Source organism: Tengunoibacter tsumagoiensis, from assembly GCF_003967535.1.
Classification (GTDB): Bacteria; Chloroflexota; Ktedonobacteria; order Ktedonobacterales; family Ktedonobacteraceae; genus Tengunoibacter; species Tengunoibacter tsumagoiensis.
This window is the reverse complement of sequence record NZ_BIFR01000001.1, coordinates 1,592,070-1,607,781: the sequence shown is the minus strand read 5'-3', so window position 1 is coordinate 1,607,781 and position 15,712 is coordinate 1,592,070. Positions and strand designations below refer to the sequence as shown.

Sequence of the window (15,712 nt, the reverse complement as noted above, 5' to 3'; positions counted from 1 at the left end):
AATACCTACTACAATCAGAATGAGATCGATCACATTCCAATTAAAACTGTTGTAATGCAATGGTCAGTTGATCCCAATCTTTTAAAAAGGCATCATGACCATGAGGAGAATCTAATTCAATATAGGTTGCATCACCACCAAGCGAGCGAACCTTCTCGGCCAGCCAGCGCACATGGGCCGCGGGAAACAGAAAATCTGAGCGAATACCAATCAAAAGAAGTTTGCTCTGCAAGCGTCGCAAGGCAAATTCGAGCGAGGGATAGCCTTCGCTGACATCATAGAGATCCATTGCCCGGCTGAGATAGAGATAGCTATTAGCATCAAAACGCTCAACCAGACGATTCCCTTGATGGTAGAGATAATTTTCGACATCAAAGCGGCCACCAAGTTCGGGGGTATTGGCGGGCGAAGGGGCCATAGCCTGCTGGACGGGCTTGCGTGCAAAACGCTGCTCCATCACCTCTTCGCTTTGATAGGTAATCATAGCCAGCATACGCGCAATCGCCAGGCCAGTACTGGGGCCGCTCCCAGGCCAATAATCGCCACAGTACCAATTGGGATCAGCCATAATCGCCTGCCGTCCTACCTCGTTAAAGGCGATGGCCTGCGCTGTGAGAGCGGCGGTCGCAGCTATCACAACAACCTTATCCATCAGATCCGGATAGAGGACTCCCCACTCCAATGCCTGCTGGCCTCCAATCGAGCCACCAGCAACCATTGCCAGATGACGAACACCAAGATGCTCAATCAATCGATGTTGAGCTCTGACCATGTCCCGAATTGTGATCACTGGAAAACGCATACCATAGGGACGACCAGTGCGAGGATCGGGTGAGGTTGGGCCAGTACTGCCATAACAGCTCCCAATCACATTGGAGCAGATGACAAAATAGCGATCCGTATCAAAAACACGACCAGGACCAATGAGGGGGTTCCACCAGGCCATTTTACAATTGCCTGGATGGGCCGGATCATGAGCATGGGAATCACCAGTTAACGCATGGGTAATCAGAATAACGTTGTCCCCTGTGTCATTCAGAGTTCCCCAGGTCTCATATGCAATGGTTACGGGACTGAGCGACCCGCCTTGCTGCAACGGCAAATGATCAAACGTAAATGTGCTTCCATGTGTCTTCGCCATATCCTTCATCAAAGGCTCCACCCGCTTAACATACTCTAATTGTGCTACCATTGCATGCTCCTTCCTGGAAAAATGGGAACAAAAAAACCCTCTCCCCACAGGGGCGAGGGGTAAACGTTATCGCGGTACCACCCTGGTTTGTTGAGACCTCACGGTATCAACCTTACTAAGTGTTGTTATGCTCTCGCTGGCAGTGAACAACACTCTGGCTGTAACGAAGCCCACGGCTCAGCCTACTAACTCTCTCTATCAATGGTCTTTTCATTTTCATAGGAAAGTGTTCAACTTGCAACTCAGAGGCCATCTTCAACCCTGGTACGGCGCTGACCTCTCATCTTCGTCAACTCTCTGTAGCCGCCCGTTGTGATCTACTCTTCCTCTTCAACGCATTCTTTGTCAATTTGTAATGTACGCACAAACTTCCTTGCACAGATCCTTCTTACTCAAAGAGGTAACAAAAAAGCCCTCCAACTGGGGGGCTCTGCGTCTTCGCGTCTTCCCCTCATCTTGTGAAACAGTTCTCACATATTTCACCGGAATTGGCACCCTGCTTAACAACATTGGAAAGCGGGTTGCCGGGCTTCATAGGGCCGTATCCCTCCACCTCTCTGGATGAGTATTACTGGATGTATATTTGGTTGTTTGTGTTCTATCTGTCTATTCTCTGGCTACGGGCCAGTCGTTTGTGTTTGATGTTACTAGGCAGTATACCCAAGAAACACACAAGAGTCAAGGATAGAACCATCATTTTCTAGTAGACAAATTGTCTATAATGACTCAGCCAAGCCGTTCAATAATCATCGCATTGGCCATGCCACCTCCCTCACACATGGTCTGTAGCCCATAGCGACCGCCCGTACGCTCCAATTCATTCAGCAGGACTGTGGTGAGACGCGCTCCCGAAGCGCCCAGCGGATGACCAACGGCAATCGCTCCACCATTCACGTTGACTTTCTGTAAGTCAAAGGCAATCTCATGCTGCCAGGCAAGCACAACACTGGCAAAGGCTTCGTTAATCTCGACGAGATCGATCTGATCAATGGTCATCTCAGCCTTGTCCAGTACCTTCCCTGTTGCTGCAATGGGGGCTGTCAACATGTAAATGGGATTATCCCCTGCCAGTGCGAAGGAGACAAAACGAGCTCGCGAAACGAGCCCCAGTTGCTCGGCTGTCCCACGTTCCATAATTAAGACGGCAGCGGCTCCATCGCTAATCTGCGAGGCATTACCGGCTGTAATGACGCCATCCGAGCGAAATGCGGGCTCAAGACTGGCGAGTTTCTCCAGACTGGTATCAAAACGAATCCCCTCATCGCGCTCAAACATGCTTATGCTCCCATCATCATGTCTGACCGGAATAGGGATAATCTGGGAGGCGAAACGACCCTCAGCGCTGGCCCAGGCGGCTCGCTTATGACTCTCAAGACTATACTCGTCCAGTTCGGCCCGGCTCAGTTCCCATTTCTGTGCAATGAGTTCAGCACTAATCCCCTGATGAACCAGCTTCTGATCATAGCGATCCAGCATTAAGGGTCCAAAGGGTTCACCAGGTCCCTGGGCAGAAGAGCCCATTGGAACGCGTGTCATTGATTCAACGCCACCGGCAATGACGATATCGTATGCACCACTCAGAACGCCTTGAGCGGCAAAATGGATGGCTTGTTGACTTGATCCACACTGACGATCAACGGTGGTGCCAGGGACAGATTCAGGAAAGCCTGCGGCCAGCACTGCACTCCGCGCGACATTCTGGCTCTGCTCTCCCACCTGGCTTACACAACCGATAATCACATCATCAATCAGTTCTGCATCAAGTCCTGTACGCTCTACCAGAGCAGAAAGCACTTGAGCCAGGAGATCGACTGGATGCCAATCCTTTAACTTCCCACCTCGCCGACCAATTGGCGTACGAACTGCCTCAATAATTACGGCCTCGCGGTCATTCCTTTGCATTGCCATCGTATCTGCCTGCTTTCTTCTTACACGATGAGAAAGGGGTCTTATTGCCCGCTCATCGCGTCCATCACTCAACAACAGTCTCAGTTCAACTGGCAAAACGTCAGCTTTAACGGATCTATTGATACACCATTATCCATAGTAAACCACAAGGAATTATCGACTACAAGAGCAAAAAAGAGCGTCAGTGCCCTCCATCCTCTCCTTCATGAAGACTTTATAAGCACAATCGCAGGTTTTTTTCAGAGACATCTAACCAAAATAAAGCCTCCAGCCTTTTCACGTACTTGCTAAAGGCTGGAGGCCTGTTTTGTCCGGATGGATAACGCTATTTCGTAGCCACTGCAAAGATATGCAACTGACCACCTGTCGTCGTCGAAGGCAGGGTTACACTCTGAACCGTCTTACCAGGGAAAGCGAGAGCAACATCAACATATAAGACTACGGGCTTATGCGCAGTCTCCATCCCACTCGTTGTGTTCCGATAGGCCGTTGTTGCTACAACCTTATTTCCATAAGCCGGGGGAGCCGTTCCATCCCAACCCAGGGTCCAATCCGACAGCCCTAAGACAAACGTCTGGGTGGTTCCATCAGTATACGTAATGGTTGCAGTTCCAGAAGTATTGCCTTCCGATGCAGAACCAAGGAAGGCCAATGTTGTTGCTCCCGTGACAGGCGTCACTGGCAAGACCTGACCTTGAGCAACATAATTGTTTGCCTGACCCGAAGCAGACGAAGGCCAGACGAAGCTCACACCATTAAAGGCCACCGTTCCTCCTGCTGTAATATTCACAGCAGCCAGAGCCTGAGCAGAATAACTATTGGAACCATCAAAGTGTCCTGCATAAGCGCTACTGTCATCGCTGGTACCACTGTTATTATAGACAGCCGGGGCCGGAGTTGGTGTCGCTGTTGGTGTCGCCGTCGCTGTTGGCGTTGGTGTCGCCGCTGGTGTTGGGGTTGGCGTCGCTGTTGACGTTCCACCAGCCTTCGTAGAGATAGCAAAGATATGAATCTGACCGCCAGTTGGGAGAGTCACACTCAAAATCGTCTTACCAGGATAGGCCAGTGCCACTTCAGCATACAAGATGGTCGGATTTTCGGTCGTATCCGCACCAGAAGGAGTATTGCGATAAGCAGTGGTCGCTACCACCTGATTACCAAAAGCAGTACCAGAAGACCCATGCCAGCCCAGCGTCCAGTCACTCATCCCTAATGTGAAAACCTGCGTCGTTCCGTCAATATACGTAATAGTAGCAAATCCACTATTATTTCCATTCATCGAAGAACCCAGGAACGCCAGCGTCGTGGCTCCTGTGACGGGATTAACGGGAACAACCTGACCATTGGCAACGTAATTGTTGGGGCTACCAGCTGGTGCATTCGGCCAGGTAAAATTGACTCCATTATAGGTAATGGTTGCGCCAGGTGTCACCTTCACAGCCGCCAGGGCTTGAGCAGAGTAACTGTTTGATCCATCAAAATGACCCGCAGTTGGATCACTGTCATTACTGACTCCAACATTGTTCAATGGTGGTGGAAGCAGCGTCGCTTTTGTCGAAACGGCAAACACATGAAGCTGGCCACCAGTCATTGTTGCAGGTAACGTAAGGCTCTGAACCGTCTTGCCGGGATAATTCAAAGTGACATCAGCATACAGAATGGTTGGCTTGTCAGTGCTCTGTTGACCACTGGGCGTATTCCGATAGGCTGTTGTCGCTACAACTTTATTCCCATACGCAGGAGTACTATAGCCTCCACCAAGAGTCCAATCACTTAAGCCAAGAGGGAAGCTCTGAGTGGTGCCATCGGTATAGGTAATAACAGCCGTTCCTGTACTATTACCATCAGTAGATGATCCGAGCACAGCCAGGGTGGTTGCATTGGGAACCGGATTAACTGGAATCATCTGACCTTTCGCTGCGTAATTATTGGGAGTACCAACCATTACATTGGGCCAGATAAAGTTAACGCCATTGTAGCTTACAGTCGCACCTGGCGTGATATTTACTGCGGCCAGAGCCTGAGCGGAATAGCTGTTGGTTCCATCAAAGATACCAGTTGCAGGAGCGCTATCGTCACTCGTCCCGATATTGTTATAGACAGCAGCCTGTGGCACATATTTTGTTGAGACGGCAAAAATATGCATGGTGCCAGGACCTGCTGTTGCTGGCAAAGTAACACTCTGCACCACACGTCCAGCCGCTAATACCACATCAGTATAGAAGGTAGACGTTGTCTGTGTCTGTTTACCTGCCTCATTATTATAGTATGTTGAGATCGTCTCAATACTATTATTGAAAGGGAGCGTCCCCGTCTGATGCCAGTCGGCAAAACCTAGCGTGAACGTCTGATGCGTACCATCAACATAATTGATTGTAGCCAGTCCCGAAGCTGCCCCATTGGCAGAAGCACCCAGGAAGCCCAGCAGATTGGCATTAGTAACTGGATTCACGATTGGAATCGTCTGGCCATTGGGCACATAATTATTAGGGGTGCCAGGGATCGCATTGGGCCAGGTAAAGACCATCCCATCATGAAAAGCGTTGTCACCAGGATTAAGACCTGCCACAACAAGCGATTGATACGAATAGCTATCCTTATTGCCATCGAAATCGCCTGTACCAGGAGTAGTATCGTCGCTGACAGCAACGTTGTTATAGGCTGCTGGGGGCGGTCCGGAAGGGGTTGGCGTAGGCGTTGGAATCGTCGTGGTCACATGAAGGCTATAAATTACTAATGAGTTTGCAGTTCCCACAAAAACTTCGCCATTCGCAACCGTTGGCGTACTAAACTTGACATAGCTCCCTAAACCGTCGCGAGCAGCATTCTGTCCACTATTATATAGCTCGGTCGCCAGATTACTGGCATCGTAGGCTCGCAGAACTGCATGAGGGTCAATTAACCAGAGAATGCCAGTTCCTGCCGCTGTCCCATTACTAGAGATAATGGGATTACTGCCTGTAAAGCTAAAACTCTCCGGCGTTTGGGAGGTTGCAGCAGAAGAAAGCAGTCCATTGGCATCCAGGCGAAAAGCACGCGTATTGCTACCAGAGCCCGAGAAATAGACATACTGGCCGTTTGGTCCATTCCAATACACTGGCGAGCTATAGATTCCTCCCATTGTGCCTGGAGGAAACTCCTGCAAAACACTATCAATTGCTGTGGTATTCGGTTCAGTCGACCCCTGTGTACAATCTAAATTAGGGTCAAAGGTGAATTTCCCTAGATTGTTGCTATCCAGCGTATAGATACGCCCTTCTTTTCCTCCACCATAAACCTTATTACCAATAAGTAAAGGTCCACCTGAGCCGAGATCAGTATCACGCTGCTTTAAACATTTATCATTAAAAGGCGTAAAATAATCTTGCAGTTGCAACTGGGGATTGAGTTTTAAAAAGGAATCGCCTCCGTCAGGGCCGGGTTTCGCCAGATCAGCATCGCCATTGCCAGACATAACATAGATGTTACCGCTGGCATCAGCCGATAAGCCTCCGCCTGATCCCCACAATCCAGCCCCTGAAGCATTCGGTGTATCGTTATACTGGTTAGACTGCTGAAAATTTGTGCCGTTAAAGGTGTAGCTGAGAATCCAACCATGGTAGGGATCAATGTCACAAAACGAACCAAAGGCAATATAAATCTGCCCATTTGCCATTACTAAGGCTGCACGCTGGCGCTCATGGATAGCCTGAAATGCCACAACCCCGTTGACCTGCCCAGGACCTGTGCCTGAAACCGCACCTTGCAGCACAATTGGCGTCCCTTTATCCAGACCAGTTGTCAGGTCAATAGCATGCAAGCGATAGACTACATTGCTGACTCCATCATCATTGGTAAAAGCTACCACGTACATGGTGTTGGTACTACTATCAATCACAGGAGTGCCAGTAATGCCAACTTCAGGGCTGGTATCACCACATCCTAGAAGCACTGCGGTCGAGACTGAAGTAGCTCCGTTACCCAGAAAGCTCCGCTGCCAGAGCGGGGCCATCGTCGTTGTCTGATCAGCATCAAATGCATAGATACTATCGTGTTCTGTGGCCACAAAGACTACGTTGTGGAGGTTGCCATTAATCGTCAGATTGGGAACGTATAACGGTTGTGCATACACCTGGCCATCCACAGGATAGGATACCTGTTTACCAAATTGGTTCACATTGACGTTATTTGTATTTAGAAGAGTTTCATTGGCATTTAAACCACTATGAGCATTGTCATTCTTAAAGCTGAGCACCGCGGTGTTGGCAGGGGCAGCTGCATATGCACTATGCACAGAGAAAAATGTCTGTACAAGCAATGACCCTCCCACAACAAACACTAACAGACAGATACTTATCAGTGAAAAGAAAAGGTTCCTTCTCCTCCAATGACGAACATGGATACGTGCGCCGAGTTTCTCAAAACCCTTCACCACCAATGGCTTTTGAGCCTGCATCCTGTGTCTCCTTACAATACTGATATATAGTACATTTCATATTCATTAAAATGAGGCAAAAAAGATACGATTAATGATATTTTAGCCCTCTGACGGCGAAAACAGATATTCCTCCTTTTACCAATTTTATCTTAAAAATTATAAAATTTGTATATTCTATAGTATTATGGGGAATTTCCATGCACGATAAAAAGCTCACTATACAAAAAAAAAGCATCAGTTCCAGGCGTGAAAGAGAGAAATACCTGCTACCATTGAACATTGTCAATCTTACGGCTGACTTAGATTGACCTTCCCGTAGTACGGTAAAAAACCAGATCAGGCTAAAGAAGTCTAGAATACTACTTACCATAAATGTGCTATCTGGTCAATTAGATAGGAATATTTCTTGCGGAAAACAATGGAAGATCAGTACAGATGAAGCCGCGAGCTCCGTTCCTCCACAGACAATGGAAGAACGGAGAGCTTAAAGATCCTCATGATGGTTCTGGCCCTTCTCATGCCTGGTCCTTCTCATACAATGAGGAAATACCGTCTAGTGGGACGGACATAATGGTCTCTTGACTCCTGATGAGGACGATTGACCTGGTTGATAGTGCTCAATCAGTGCTTGCGTCGCTGTCAATTGAGGATACGCTCTGGCCGTCGCAGTATCTAACTCATCCAATGATCCATAGCCTGCATTACTTGCCAGATCAAATTGATTGGCTAGAACAATGCCCCCTGCCCGCATTGCTTCAAGTGACTCGGTTGTAAACTGGCGCATATAGGGATCTTTGTTAGGAGTCTGGTGAGGCTTCCAGCTGTAATTCCATTCAGTGAGCGCTAAAGGCAGGGCCCGCCCCAACACTCCCAGGCTAGCAGTACGAACGAGAGCGGCGCTCTGCGTAAACTGCTCTATATGAGATGGACAGGCTTCGGGTGTCAGGTCGGTACATGGATACAGATGGTAGCTGATTGCGTCGGGCAAGCTTCCGCTCGCCTTCGCCACGGTGAGAAAACGCGTAATATAATCGATATTGGCAAAGGCAACCACAGGCCCAATAAAAATTGCCTGTGGATTGATCTTCCGCAATTGTGGAATATAGCGATTCCAGGATTGCCCGTACTCTTCAGGAGAAATGCCCGCATTATCTGGCTCATTCTCCCATTCATAGAGCCTGCAACGTGCCCCCAGGCTCTGTACAACTTGCAGAGCGTCCTGAGGTCGTAAGATGCCAAGACAGGCCGCTCCAACATCTTCTATAGCTGCAACACGTTTATCAGCATCGCCACTCGTCAATGGTGTGCGGATGACGGTAATTCCAGCCCCTCTCACCGTGGCTCGAATAGCCGAACTATTCCCCAATGTCTGTGGTGACCACTCCCAGGAGGCGTCATTGGCACCAAAGAGAAAAGAGGAGGTCCCATCTTTCCATTGTTGGGCTCCCGGTAGATGCACTCCTGCTAACGGCGGAACCTGCAGGCAGGGCACAATCCCTGTCTGCAGATCAGCCGTTAAGGCAAATAAAAGAAAAAATAAGAGAAATGCACCCACAATACCCATACGAAACAAAATAAACTTTTTCATGAAAAGTCTCTATCCTCGTACATACAAATCTACAGAATTCTTCCAAAATAGGGCCTTTTTCCTTTTTGAAAGCAAAATATACCTATATTCCATATATATATAAAATAGGGCCTGATAGCCACTGCAAGGCAGAGTAGATCACTCTGATCTCTTCTCCTGAGCGACCTTCAAGCAGATGAGTTTAGATCGCCAATATATAATACACTAATAGTCTGGATGTTAGCTAGCAAGCAAGTAATTAAATTTCCATAAAAAGAGGAGGAGGCTTCATAAAATGAGCCTCCTCCTTTTTTTATGGAAGATGGAAGTTTGACTGCGGGCAGAGATGTTAGTAGCTTGCTTGCCCAAACATGACACGGCCACGACGGGCCGATTTCTGTCCAAAAAGCAGGTACAGAAGTGGTCCAATAATGACTGGAATGGGCATGAGCCAGATAACTGCCAGCCAGAGAATCTTGCCCGCCAACGAATGGTCATCCTCAAACACCATGACGGTCTCAATAATATGTCCCACCAATGGCAAGAAGATAATCACCAGAAACAGAAGTGAGTTTGCCAGACAACCACGATTTCCAGACATAGAGATACCTCCTCTGATACCTTATCTATATATGATATCTGCTCTCTTTTGTAGAATATATCAAGTAGTAACCTTATTGTTGAGCGAGCAGATATGCAACATTTTTTATTGTTCTATATATATTACGGTCGAGACTAAAAAGAGTTGCACAGTGTTGTTCTTCTCTTACAAGTAACGGTGCGCAAATTTCATCAGGAAAGGGTTGTACACATATTCATAGCCGCCAACAAACTGGACGACACGCCCACCCCAACCACGCTTAAAACGATAGACGCCTGCCATTGCCTCTTCTTCTCCCTCAGTCTCGGGAATGCCCCAGAAGTCATATTCGTGCGCGCCTTGCTCTCGAGCCCAGCGAATGGCCTCCCACTGCAAGAGGTAGTTGGGCATCAGTTGACGTTGCTCATTGCTCGATGCTCCATACATATAGATCGCTTGCCGGGCAAACAGGCTCACAAAGATCCCTGCCAGCAACTGACCCTCTCGCTCAGCCAGTAGCAGACGGAGCGCGCCCTGAGGAGCGAACAGTTGCCACGCACGCTGATAATATTCCAGTGTGTGAATGCCAAATTGATCTCGCTCGCCTGTGGTCTGCATCAAGGTATACCAGGACTGAATATCTTCTAACGACGTTGCTACGCGGATCGTCACTCCTTTTCGGCCAGCCAGACGCACATTATAGCGCCATTTCTCTTTCATCTGTGCCAGAAGCGTCTCTTCAGACGGCGTGATATTCAGGAGAATCGTTCGCAATGGCTGAACCGAACGGGTAGGGTGAAAAGAGAGCTCGGTAAGGCGTCTGATAACCAGTTCTCCCTGCTCGCTCTCGTGGTCAATTTCTGGCTCCATCCGCAGGGCAAGGGCACCTTGCTTGCGTAGATAGCGATGCATCTGCGCAAAAAAGATGGAACAGAGCTCTGGCTGCTCCCAGGCAAGTACTGGCCCCTTCGGTAGATACGCCAGATGCCCTAACCGCAGAGGAACCCGTGGGGCAGATTTGCGTAAGATCTGTGCACCAGCAATGAGACGGTGACCATCCCACAGACCTAAGCGCAGGGGAAACCAGCCAGCCGTAGCTTTTAGCTCGCCCCAATACCAACTTTGTAAGAGATGCCCACCTGGCTGGCTGGCAACAAATTGATCCCACTGCCCCTGCTCCCTCACCTCTTGTAAGCGATAGCCCGTTGTTTTCGCCGTCATTATCGACATAAAGTGCCATTTCTTTCCATACTAACAAACACATTGTTGGGCTCTACCCATTGACAGCTATGATACTCTCATGTCCGGTGAGAGATCTCACTACATGCTATAATGTCTTGGTTACATTTACAATCCTATCTCTTTGACCAACAGGAGGCTATCAGTGAAAGTTATCATTATTGGCTGTGGACGCGTCGGGGCAACACTAGCCACGCAATTAGACCGCGCCGGACATACCGTCTCCGTGGTCGATAACAACAGCGATGCATTTCAACGCCTTGACCCAAAGTTTCGAGGGGACAAGATCATAGGTAGCGGTGTTGATGAGGAGATTCTGCGACGCGCTGGTGCAGAGGGTGCCGATGCTTTTGCAGCGGTAACCAATGGCGATAATCGGAATATTATGGCCAGCCAGATCGCAAAAGAGATCTTCCATATCCAGAAGGTCGTCTGCCGCATTTATGATCCTCTACGTGAGAGCACGTTTAATGAGCTTGGGTTGGAGACAATCTGCCCGACTACTATTGTCTCTGATATGCTGCTGGATGTCCTCAATGGACGTGGTACAAAAGCTTTGCCTCGCAGCGGCTCCTAAATCCTTCTCCACTCCATGATGCCTGGAAAAGTATCCCCTCAACTATGACCATTCGTTTCTATTCAACTGGAAGAGAGTAGAGGAACCTATATGTATATTATTGTTGGTGGCGGCGGAGACGTTGGCTACTACCTGACGCGCAACCTGCTCAATCAAGGCCATGAAGTACTATTGCTCGAGAAACATACCTCTCGCTATCAATCTCTTAGCGAAGAGCTTGGGCAGTCGGTTCTTAAGGGTGATGCATGTGAAGCTCGAACAATGGAAGAGGCAGGCGCTCGACGAGCTGACGCAGTGATTGCTGTTACTGGCGAGGATGAGGATAATCTAGTCATCTGCCAGGTTGCCAAAAAACGCTTTAATGTTGCACGCACTATCGCTCGGTTAAATAACCCAAAACATGAGGAGCTCTTTAAGAAGTTAGGCATTGATGTCAGTGTGAGCCCAACGAAGGCTATCCTTTCATTGATTGAGTCGGAGCTCCCTGGTCAGCGCTTTGTACTGTTGATGACGCTTAAACGAGCCGGGCTGGAGATTCTGGAGATCACGATTCCACCGCTTTCTCCTGTTATTGGCAAACAGCTCAGTCAGATTAACCTTCCCCGCCGCTGTAACCTCACTCTGATTATTCGTGGCAGCGAACCCATCTTTCCTTCTGGTGAAACGGTTCTAGAGGCCAATGACGAGGTCTATGCCGTGGTCAACCATGATGCAGAAGAGGAGATTCGCAAGACCTTTGGTGCTGTCTAATTCCCCACTGACTCCCGTTTCTATTCTATAAGGCCATTGTTACTGGTGGTCTTTCTTGTGTGATAAGGAGTCCATGGAAGGAGGATTTCGGTGCTTCGGGTGAACCTTCCACCCGATTCCCCGAGGAATTCTCATAGCTATTCTTGCATATTTTCAGGTAAGAGCTCCCCATTGTGGCCATATGGGCACAATGGGCTCTCAGCTATCATAACAGCGGACCCTCCACCATTTGCGCTATAGCATAAATAGTGAAGGGCCCGCTGTTATGACGATCGCTCTATGCCGGGCATCATCTCTATGACATCTCATGCGAATAATCTGTTTTAGAAGCGTTCGAGGCGTCTTCTGTGGAGGGTTCGGATTCAGACGGCTCGGAGCTCGGATCAATGTTACTGCTTTCGCCTTCCTCATCTGATAGCTGCCCACGCCCACGCCCAAAGCGCTCGACGGGCCTGCGGATCTGCCAGGGAGCTCGTTTGCGTGCTAACATCTGATCGGCTGACTCTCCACGAGCCGAACGATAGATACTGGCAACGACGACCCAGGCCGCAGCAACAATTGGAGTTGCCAGCAGGGCTCCAAAGACGCCAAAGAGCTGTGCGCCCACCAGCAACGACAGAATGGCTGCAACTGGATGTAACCCAACGGCATGACCAACAATACGCGGACCCAAAACATTGCTTTCAACCATCTGTAACGCGACAAATAGACCGATCAGGATTAATGTTCGCGGATAAGGGTCTTTGAGCAGAAGTGAGAGTAAGATTGGCGTAATCGATGCCAGGCCAGGACCGACCATCGGAATAGTCTCAAACATAAAAGCTAACGCACCACAAATCAGTGCATAGTTCCCTAAACCGGTAAAGACACAGAAAAGGCCTGTACAGACTCCCACGATGACGGCTAAAGTAAGTTGACCGCGAATATAATTGCCCACAACCCGATTCAATGCATCCTCAAAAAGTAAGACATTGGGCAATGATCGCTTCGGCGCAATACTCACAAGGCTATCGCGAATACGCTTTCCATCCAGCGTAAAGTAGAAGCTCAACACCGCAACCAGCAGGATCTGAACAAACACATTGGTTATCAACAAAATGATGTTCGGAGCATTTGTAGCCATACTCGTCGCAAAATCAAGGAGTGGACTCTGAACGCGCTGAATCGTTGTATCCACTGTCGTAGCTGGAATATGGGCATTGTTCTCTAAAAAGTCGATAAAACTCTTTAAACGATCTGGGACGCTTCCCGCGAAACTGGTAATGGTTGATGAAAAGGCCCCAACCTGCTGTACCAGCGAAGCGATCAATGCATATGCCACCCAGCCCAACAAGCTAAAAACTGCTAGATAGACCAGCAACGCTGCCAATAGGCGCGGAGCCCCAAATCTCACCAGGAAGTTGACGGCAGGAGTGATGAGAAAAGCAACTGCCATTGATAATAATAAGATTACAATTGCTTCAACAAATTGACCTAAAATGGACCAGGAGGCCCAGAAGATAATTCCAACACAGATGACACAGATCAGAATATCACGCGTGCGCGGCCAGTTAATACGATCCATGTTCTCCTCATCCTTTGATGTGTATAGATTAGATATCTAGTACACGCTTTTTTGCCTATTGTGACAGGTTTCAATAAAAAGAACAAGCCTTCCTTGTTCTCTATCTGGAAAGGACAAACACTATCTAGCAGTTATCAAGTACTCTCTTCTTATTTTTCTGGCTTTTACTGGCACTTTTTTCGCCTTGCTGATACCCTGCATATAGTATACGTTTGGTATACGTTTTGCTTGACCTTTCGGATTAGCTCTACTTTTAACGCATACATCCGAGTATTTATACGTTCTAAGCACAGCTTACGAAGCTATACATGCTGAAACGTTATTGGTCTCTATGACGTCTACTCTGTAGGGTCTCCGTACGGTAAGACCCGACAGTTAGTACTACAAGTTCTGTTAATTTACGATATTTTCTCCGTCTGTTACAATACAGTAATGTAATGCTGCTGCTAAAGTGGCCTGAGAGAGGACGTACCTGTGGAAATACCAACTGCGCTCTCACAAGCGATTGTTGTTAGCACTCTTAGTGTTTTTCTTCTTGCCTGGATGATTACATTTACATGGTTAGCTGTTCGCAAAGAACCAGAGTCCCGCCGACAAAGAGACGATGCATTTGCAGCTCCGTTAGCGCTGGCACCAATTACAGCTAAACGACCAGCAGTGGTGATCGTTCAGTCTCATCGCACCAAATCGCCTGCACCAGAAATGGTTCTGGAACAGTCTATAAGATAGAAAGCTGATGCTCTTAAAAAGAAAAGAAGACCAGACCATTCTCTCTACGGGAAGGTCTGGTCTTCTTTGTGATAAGGCGGTAGGGCTGGACTGGAAGCTAGAGTTGGAGATGTTCATCCACTCTGGGAGCGCGAAACTGTCCATTATCATTCAGAAATGGGAAACGGCTATCCTGAATACAGACAACCATATCGAGTTTTCCATCCCCATTGAGATCTTTGAATAGCAATGTGGCGGGCGCAAGATCCTGACCCTGACCCGTTAGTACTGGTAGGGTGTAAAGTTTTACTTTGCTCGAGTCGCCACCGGGAAACTCAATTACCTGTACATGCCGGTTTAAGTTGACGACAATGAAATGACTGGGATTATTGGCTGAATCGTTATGTCCTACGATCTGATCTGTCTGATAAGTGCGTGGTCGCCCATAATGCCAATCATCTACCGTTATCTGCCACCAGTTAGCAACTGTGCTCAGTAACCCCCAACCAACAATCATGAGCAGGAGAAACAATCCCAGATAGGTTAGCCAGTGCAGGTTTCTCCCCTGGACCGGACGAGATGAAGCCTGGATCAGGGCTTTATCAGGCCGCCAGACAATCTCATCGGTATCAATCGGACCCGTCAATTGTAAGATTGGCTGTTCAACTGGACGATGTGGCCGGGAGGTTGACGGCGCAGCTGTGCGTCGAGCCGGGATTTTGTTGGCGCGGCTATAGACGCTCTGGGTCTCTGGTTGTACATCAGCTATTGCTCGCCCCACTTCCATCTTTACATCGCTCTGGTAACGCCGCACACTACTTGGCATTCGCGCTGGCCACACCTCATCCGCAATATCATCCCTCTGCGCTTTCCTGATAACCTGTCGCTCTGCTGTCTTACGAGCGCGTTGCAAAGAAGTTTGTTCCACTATTCCTACCGTCCTCTCTACTGTTTTTAGCTATATCAGAACCTTTGTTCTAATACACAGCAATAGTACACGAAGTACCATTGGCATGTCAACAGTTCCTGGAACATATTTACTAGATTTTAAGGCGATTCTATAAATTCATGCATACTTATAAGCTGTTTCAGCAATGTATGGATACCAGACTTACACTAGAACATACTTTCATCATACACTCAGGCCGATAGCATTCAATTTCACGTTGCACTATGCCAGCCCCTCCATGATCCAACCCTCAATTGAGCA

At 48.4% G+C, this 15,712-nt stretch carries 11 protein-coding genes and 1 riboswitch; of the genes, 3 read left to right on the top strand and 8 right to left on the bottom strand.

Annotation, left to right across the window (positions count from 1 at the left end):
* Nucleotides 1-40: 40 nt before the first annotated feature.
* The 6 genes from metX to EL628_RS06260 all read right to left on the bottom strand — a co-directional run bounded on the left by metX (nucleotide 41) and on the right by EL628_RS06260 (nucleotide 10,894).
* Complete coding sequence (metX, locus tag EL628_RS06285; protein ID WP_126579121.1) at nucleotides 41-1,192, bottom strand: homoserine O-acetyltransferase MetX; 1,152 nt, start codon at nucleotides 1,190-1,192, stop codon at nucleotides 41-43.
* A 448-nt stretch (nucleotides 1,193-1,640) separates the two neighbouring features.
* Nucleotides 1,641-1,760: riboswitch (SAM riboswitch) on the bottom strand.
* 158 nt (nucleotides 1,761-1,918) lie between these two features.
* Nucleotides 1,919-3,100, bottom strand: a complete 1,182-nt coding sequence (locus EL628_RS06280; RefSeq protein ID WP_126579120.1) for a thiolase family protein — start codon at nucleotides 3,098-3,100, stop codon at nucleotides 1,919-1,921.
* Nucleotides 3,101-3,425: 325 nt separating this feature from the next.
* Nucleotides 3,426-7,535, bottom strand: coding sequence for a beta-sandwich domain-containing protein (locus tag EL628_RS06275; RefSeq protein WP_126579119.1), 4,110 nt, complete (start codon nucleotides 7,533-7,535; stop codon nucleotides 3,426-3,428).
* A 535-nt stretch (nucleotides 7,536-8,070) separates the two neighbouring features.
* Nucleotides 8,071-9,105, bottom strand: coding sequence for a glycosyl hydrolase (locus tag EL628_RS06270; RefSeq protein ID WP_126579118.1), 1,035 nt, complete (start codon nucleotides 9,103-9,105; stop codon nucleotides 8,071-8,073).
* 328 nt (nucleotides 9,106-9,433) lie between these two features.
* Nucleotides 9,434-9,685: a PLDc N-terminal domain-containing protein gene (locus EL628_RS06265; protein WP_126579117.1), complete on the bottom strand. Its 252-nt coding sequence runs from the start codon at nucleotides 9,683-9,685 to the stop codon at nucleotides 9,434-9,436.
* A gap of 165 nt (nucleotides 9,686-9,850) precedes the next feature.
* Nucleotides 9,851-10,894, bottom strand: a complete 1,044-nt coding sequence (locus tag EL628_RS06260; protein ID WP_126579116.1) for a lipid II:glycine glycyltransferase FemX — start codon at nucleotides 10,892-10,894, stop codon at nucleotides 9,851-9,853.
* A gap of 154 nt (nucleotides 10,895-11,048) precedes the next feature.
* Here EL628_RS06260 and EL628_RS06255 point away from each other — a divergent pair, with 154 nt between their 5' ends.
* A complete protein-coding gene (locus EL628_RS06255) occupies nucleotides 11,049-11,480 on the top strand; it encodes a potassium channel family protein (protein WP_126579115.1) in 432 nt (143 codons plus the stop codon).
* Between the two features lie 90 nt (nucleotides 11,481-11,570).
* Complete coding sequence (locus tag EL628_RS06250) at nucleotides 11,571-12,230, top strand: potassium channel family protein (protein WP_126579114.1); 660 nt, start codon at nucleotides 11,571-11,573, stop codon at nucleotides 12,228-12,230.
* Between the two features lie 295 nt (nucleotides 12,231-12,525).
* Here EL628_RS06250 and EL628_RS06245 read toward each other — a convergent pair whose 3' ends face one another.
* Nucleotides 12,526-13,794, bottom strand: a complete 1,269-nt coding sequence (locus EL628_RS06245; protein WP_126579113.1) for an AI-2E family transporter — start codon at nucleotides 13,792-13,794, stop codon at nucleotides 12,526-12,528.
* A 474-nt stretch (nucleotides 13,795-14,268) separates the two neighbouring features.
* Between EL628_RS06245 and EL628_RS06240 the strand changes: the two genes are divergently transcribed.
* Entirely contained in the window at nucleotides 14,269-14,523 is a 255-nt protein-coding gene (locus EL628_RS06240) for a hypothetical protein (RefSeq protein WP_126579112.1), read from the top strand.
* Nucleotides 14,524-14,620: 97 nt separating this feature from the next.
* Here EL628_RS06240 and EL628_RS06235 read toward each other — a convergent pair whose 3' ends face one another.
* Nucleotides 14,621-15,430, bottom strand: a complete 810-nt coding sequence (locus tag EL628_RS06235) for a hypothetical protein (protein ID WP_126579111.1) — start codon at nucleotides 15,428-15,430, stop codon at nucleotides 14,621-14,623.
* Nucleotides 15,431-15,712 lie beyond the last annotated feature (282 nt).

What these genes read in the sequence shown, in the direction of transcription:
- EL628_RS06270 (WP_126579118.1), bottom strand. Translation starts at nt 9,105, where the DNA reads ATGAAAAAGTTTATTTTGTTTCGTATGGGTATTGTGGGTGCATTTCTC.
- metX (WP_126579121.1), bottom strand. Translation starts at nt 1,192, where the DNA reads ATGGTAGCACAATTAGAGTATGTTAAGCGGGTGGAGCCTTTGATGAAG.
- EL628_RS06260 (WP_126579116.1), bottom strand. Translation starts at nt 10,894, where the DNA reads ATGTCGATAATGACGGCGAAAACAACGGGCTATCGCTTACAAGAGGTG.
- EL628_RS06265 (WP_126579117.1), bottom strand. Translation starts at nt 9,685, where the DNA reads ATGTCTGGAAATCGTGGTTGTCTGGCAAACTCACTTCTGTTTCTGGTG.
- EL628_RS06245 (WP_126579113.1), bottom strand. Translation starts at nt 13,794, where the DNA reads ATGGATCGTATTAACTGGCCGCGCACGCGTGATATTCTGATCTGTGTC.
- EL628_RS06275 (WP_126579119.1), bottom strand. Translation starts at nt 7,535, where the DNA reads ATGCAGGCTCAAAAGCCATTGGTGGTGAAGGGTTTTGAGAAACTCGGC.
- EL628_RS06280 (WP_126579120.1), bottom strand. Translation starts at nt 3,100, where the DNA reads ATGGCAATGCAAAGGAATGACCGCGAGGCCGTAATTATTGAGGCAGTT.
- EL628_RS06250 (WP_126579114.1), top strand. Translation starts at nt 11,571, where the DNA reads ATGTATATTATTGTTGGTGGCGGCGGAGACGTTGGCTACTACCTGACG.